The sequence below is a fragment of the Intestinimonas sp. genome (assembly GCF_026169115.1).
Lineage (GTDB): Bacteria > Bacillota > Clostridia > Oscillospirales > Oscillospiraceae > Intestinimonas.
On sequence record NZ_JAPFEA010000059.1, the window covers coordinates 1 to 5,516 of the forward strand.

Annotated in this window: 2 protein-coding genes; one reads left to right on the forward strand and one right to left on the reverse strand. The window is 56.3% G+C overall.

The features are described 5' to 3' along the window. Positions 1-742: 742 nt before the first annotated feature. Positions 743-1,294 (forward strand): GNAT family N-acetyltransferase, encoded by a 552-nt coding sequence (locus Q0Y09_RS05745; protein WP_297718935.1) that lies wholly within the window; start codon positions 743-745, stop codon positions 1,292-1,294. Between the two features lie 99 nt (positions 1,295-1,393). Here Q0Y09_RS05745 and Q0Y09_RS05750 read toward each other — a convergent pair whose 3' ends face one another. Further along, on the reverse strand, positions 1,394-5,140 hold the full coding sequence (locus Q0Y09_RS05750) for an S-layer homology domain-containing protein (RefSeq protein WP_297718938.1): 3,747 nt from the start codon (positions 5,138-5,140) through the stop codon (positions 1,394-1,396). Between the last annotated feature and the right edge of the window lie 376 nt (positions 5,141-5,516).

Here is a 5,516-nt window from a genome sequence, read left to right on the forward strand (position 1 = left end):
GACAGCATGACTTTGATTTCCGGCAGCAGCCCCTGAACCTGTGTGTAATTTCGTTTCCGCATAACGATACCCCCTGATGTAGTCTATTTTCCTACATCAGGGGGTATTTTGTCACTGTCCGTTTTTACTGGTTCAGTTCACATATAGTGGGGTTTTGTTCATTACTGGTCTACCTTTGACAGTTCCTGCTGGAAACAGATGAAACGAGGAACACAACATTGGCCGTTTTTTCGCAAATGTTTTCCGCCGCAACTCCTATGTACTTATTTGGAGGAATTGCAAGGCTGGTGGAAAGTCAACCGAATTATGCAGGCAGAGCCACGATGGTTGCCATGCAAGTGATAGCGCTTGTTTACATGATTATTGTTTTTTGCATTGGAATTTATTTGGAAAAGAGGAAGAAATCTTAAATGCGAAAAGTGGTGGGAAATCTTTTTAGTTGCTTGCCAACTCCCAGTTTGTCTATGTGTTGAGAAAAGGCGGGCGCATCGTTTAAGATGTTCCCGCCTTTGTCATACCTGTTTTGTTGTTCAGTCTGCTGCTGTGCTTTCCACTCAGCAAACTCCCGCTGCCCCTCCTCGCGCTTGAAAAACTTCTGTATCCCGATCTAGTTCCCGGTGATTTGTGTGCTTCCACCCCCCTGCCTTATTGATTTTCGGGATTGACAAAATGAGGTGTTGGCTTTACAATCTCGACAGTCATAGTGCAATATGCCTGAACAGAGAAAGGGAGTATGAGATAGATGGAGCTTCGTCGTTTGCGTGTCCCCCAGGGCGCCGCCTTTGAACGTGCCATGCAGCTATACAGCATCAGCTTTCCGCCCCACGAACAGCGTGAGCCCGCCTCTCAGGCGGACTGCATGGGACTGGAGGAATATCATTTCGAGCTCGTCTATGACGGTCCGACCTGGGCAGGGATCATCCTGTACTGGGAGACCGACGCCTTTCTCTATATAGAGCATTTTTGCATGTTCCCGGAGCTGCGGGGAAAGAACTACGGACGCAGGGCGCTGGACTGTCTTGCGAAAAAAGGCAAGACCATGATCCTGGAGATCGATCCGCCGGAGGACGCCATTTCGATTCGGCGCAAAGGCTTCTATCTGCGTTCTGGCTTTGTCCCCACCCCCTTTCCCCATGTGCATCCCCCCTATCACGCCGGCAACGATGGCCATACGCTGGTCGTCATGTCTCATCCAAAGGCGTTGACAGAGGACGTCTATCGGGCGTTCTATGTGTATTTGAAGGATCACGTCATGAAAGGGTGCGGTACTCTCCCCTGCTGTCCCACAATATGATTCCGCCGTAAGACAAAAAGCGGGGCTGCTGCAAAATCTTGCAGCAGCCCCGCTTTTTTGTGTTTTCAGCTTACAGCAGAGTCACGACGCAACGCGTCCTCACTTTTGCAGGAAGCGGGCCAGGATGGTGGCGACCTCGGCGCGGCTGGCAGCCCCGGTGGGATCCAGCAGGTTGCCGGTCTTGCCGGTAATCAGGCTGTTCTTCACAGCCCAGCCCATGGCCTCAGAGGCCCAGGTGTGCACAGACTCAGCGTCGGCAAAATCGGTGAGCGCGTTGCCGGTGGTGTCCATGCCCTTGAACTTGGCATAGTTGTAAAGGAACACTGCGATCTGCTCCCGGGTAACGTTGGCAGTGGGCGCAAAGCCGTTACCAGTACCGGAAGTGATCTTCTCCTGCACAGCCCAGCCCACAGCGTCGGTGTACCAGGTATCGGCAGGCACGTCGGCAAAGGTGGGAGCGGAGGCGGCAGGGGTACCGGCCATCCGGTGGAGCACGGTCACCAGCATGGCCCGGTCCACGGAGAGCGCGGGGGCAAAGGTGGTGGCAGAGGTGCCCTTGAACAGGCCCTGATCCACCATGTACCGGATGCTGTCGGCAGCCCAGTGATTGGCAGGCACATCCTCAAAGCTGTTGCCGCCGTCCACGTTGGGCAGAGCCATGGGGGCGTCGGCCATGACCTTGGTGTAGATGGCGTTGGTGGCATAGGTGTACTCGTCACGCTGGAACGCCTTGTTGGTGATGCTGTTGCCGAAGATGGTCAGGTCCAGCTTGCCGTCGTTATAGGCAATGGCCTCCACCTGGCCGGACATCTGGATGGCGTCGGGAGAGCAGCCGGAGATCATGTAGTCGCCGACCTCGCCGTCCTCACACTGAATGAGGATGGTGGTGTTGTCGTTTTCCAGGATCTTGCCGCCGATAGAGACAGCGTCCACGGCGTAGATGACATTGTCCTCGTCAGCCACATGGTTGGCGGTAATCAGGCTGTCATCGGGATAGGTGACATAGTGGAGCATGTCGCCGTCGGGATAAGCGGGCTCAAAGCCATGGTTATTGAGCAGGTTCTCAGCGATGTAGGAGATGGGAGCCATACCGGTGGAGATGTAGGGAGTACCGCTCTTCACAGCGGCCAGCACGTCCTTCTCCGTCTCGGGGTTATTGCTCAGGGCGGCGGTGCCGATGATAACGTCCGCCTTGTCGGGATCGTCAGTGATCTTGAAGTTCATCTGCTTGGTGTAGACGAACAGGTCCTGCATGGCGTTGCCGTTGCGGTGCATGGAGTCATACTTGGTGGAGCCATAGCCCTCACTGAACCAGTCAGCATAGTAGCCGCTGGTGATCTTGGCATCATGGAAGTCCTCGAACAGGCCCACAATGTAGAGGGTGGGCTGGCTGAGCTGGCGGGCGTCAGGCATGGACTCCACGCCGGTGGCGGACAGGCTGTACTTATCCCGCACGGTGAGGAAGTCATTGTAGCCCATGACGAAGTCGCCCTTGTAGGCGCCGCTGACCACCATGCCCACAGCACGGTTGGCAGCCAGGAGGTCGTTGACGGCATTGACAGAATCAATGCTCTCGTTGGAGACCACGACGGCCTTACCGGTCACGCCGGTGAAGGCGCTGGCGCTCTTGACAGAGCTGACCGCCTCGAGCTTGCCGGCGAAGGCGCCTTCCACCGCCACGGGGATGGCGTCAAAGCCCCACTGCTCGGGATAGCTGGTGACTGCATCGGAGTACAGGGAGACAAAGCCGGAGGAGGAGGCGTCCACGCCATTATACAGCACACAGTTGGCGTAGTTGCGCTTGGCCTGGTGCATATCCACCACGAAGGAGCCGGCCTTATAAGTGACGCCGTTCACGGTGACGTCGGCGGTGAGCTTGGAGACCTTCACATCGTTGCGCACCAGGAACTCGGCCATATCATAGGCGGAGGCCACATCCCGCTGCTGCTCGGTATCCACGGGGATGACCCAGTACTCGGCGAAGAACTTGCCGTTGTCCTCATACAGGGGACGCATATCAGTGGTGGGGATCTGCTTGTCGTCCACGTCCACATACCAGCGGCCAATGGACTCGGAGGCGTCTTCATTCTCGATGCCGCGGCGGAAGAACTCCAGCTGGCGGAGATAGACCTCCTCCTTGTGCTGGCGGTAGTAGTCCAGCATGCCGTACATACCGCACTCAAACAGGCGGGTGCTGGCCTCATTGGCCTTGGGGGTCTCACTGGTGTAGCCAGCGGCGTTGCAGTTGAGCATGGCGTAGCTGGGGGTGTAGTTGGTGCTCAGGTCGTCCCAAGCATCCCACTTGTCGGGGAACTCGGAGGAGTTAAAGTTGTCCCGCAGGGGCAGAGTGTACTGGGAGAACTTGTAGTCGTAGCCCTCGTCATCGATGGTGGCCAGAGCCGCCATACCGAAAGCCTCGCCACCCTCGAAGAAGTGCTCCACCAGGATGTCGTACTCCAGGTTGGGCTCATGAGGAGGAGAGCAGGGCTCAATGAGGAACTCCTCCATATAGCCGTGGAGCTCCAGGAAAACGATGGGGTTCCAGGAGGAGATCAGCTTAGCGATGTTGCGGGTCTCGGCCTGGGTCTGGAAGGTGGTGTCGCGGTTGTGGTCGAAGCCATTGATGTTGCGGCGGGAGCCGTAGGTGCGGCCGTCGGGGTTCTCGGCCAGGCTGAACACCAGGATCAGCTCATCCAGCAGATCATCCACGGCATAGGTGATATCGCCGCTGATGGTGTAGATATCAGAGGCGCCCTGGGTGCCGTCGTTATTGGCCTCGGTGCCGTCGGCCTTGATGTCCAGGCGGGGGTTGCCCAGGCCGGTGATATCGAACTCATTGAGCGCGGGGGCCCAATACTTATCCATCTTCTTACCGTTCTTCAGCCCGGTGAGGGTCTGGTAGGTGATGGAGTCCTCAGTGGCCAGCTCCCACAGAAGGTTGAGCTCGGCATCCATGTTGGGGTACTCATCCGAATGCTGGTTGTTGACCATGAAGGGCACCCGGTAGTCGGTGAGCTTCCCGCTGTTGATACGGTCAATGAGAGACTGGGGATCGGTGGTAGCGGTGGCGTTCATGGTGTGGAAGTTCTCCACGGACTGCTTGCTGTCGGAGAACACCACGGCGTACTGAGAATAGCCACCTTCGGATTTGCCGTATTCCACGATCTCAAAATAGCGACCGGAGGCTTCGGCGGCCTTCTGGATGGCCAGCAGCTCGCTATACACCTCATTGTAGCGGCGATAGCTGCGGTAGACCTCCACGTCCAGAGGAGCCGAGCCCACCACCTCGTCGCCCTGCTTGGCGGCGAAGGTGTAAGTGCCGTTAAAGCTGTTGAAAACGTTGCGGATACCCTTTCCGTTATAATCGGTGAAGCCGATCACGCCGAAGAAGGGGTTGGTGCCGAACCGCAGGGTGATGACGGTGTTGCTGCCGTCAGTATCCACAGAGACGGCCTCGGCAGTCGTCTTTACCTTGGAGCCGGAAGCGGTGGAGAAATAGAACCAGGGGCTGTTCTCGATCCCCTCACCGTACTTGCCGTTGGCGCTGTCCCAGATCTGCCAGTTTTCCAGCTTGTCACCGGTATAAACATGGGGATAGATCTCGGAATCCTGGACAAACATGTCCTCGGTACGGGTCAGAGACCACTCCAGTCCCTTGGCCCAGGTAAGAGCATCGCCCTCAATGTCGGCGGTGGGAACTGTCAGCTTGGCGGTCAGCTCCTGGACGGAGTTCAGCTCCAGGACAGAGTCGCTGACGGTGATGCCATCGCCCTCAGAGGGGGTCGGTTCGATGGTGGCGGACGCGGGGATGACGATGAAGGATAGGAGTGTTGCGAGAACGAGCACTAGAGACAGGATTCTGTGCGCGCGCGGGGGACTCGGGTTCTTCATTGCAGTCTTCCTCTCTTTTGGTAAAATTAAGCACATGCTCCACCGGAGCGGAACCGGTGCTCAGGTTCATTATAGTAAGATTTCATAAGATAGTCAATAGATTGCACAATAAATAAATTACTTGCCCCGCCTGATTTATGAATTTTCGCTTTAGACAAAATTCCCTTTTCTGGGGAGAACAGATACTCCAATATATCTGGAGACGACCTTCCAGGCATTCCTCGTCTTTCCACAGTATCAGATATTTTTGCAGACACACTCGCCCGCAGCTCATACCGTTCATCCTAGATAACAAAAGAGAGCTAACTGACGAATCAAAATCAGTTGGCTC

Excerpts from the sequence above, each read along its gene's own strand:
- Q0Y09_RS05745 (WP_297718935.1), top strand. The coding sequence starts at position 743 with ATGGAGCTTCGTCGTTTGCGTGTCCCCCAGGGCGCCGCCTTTGAACGT.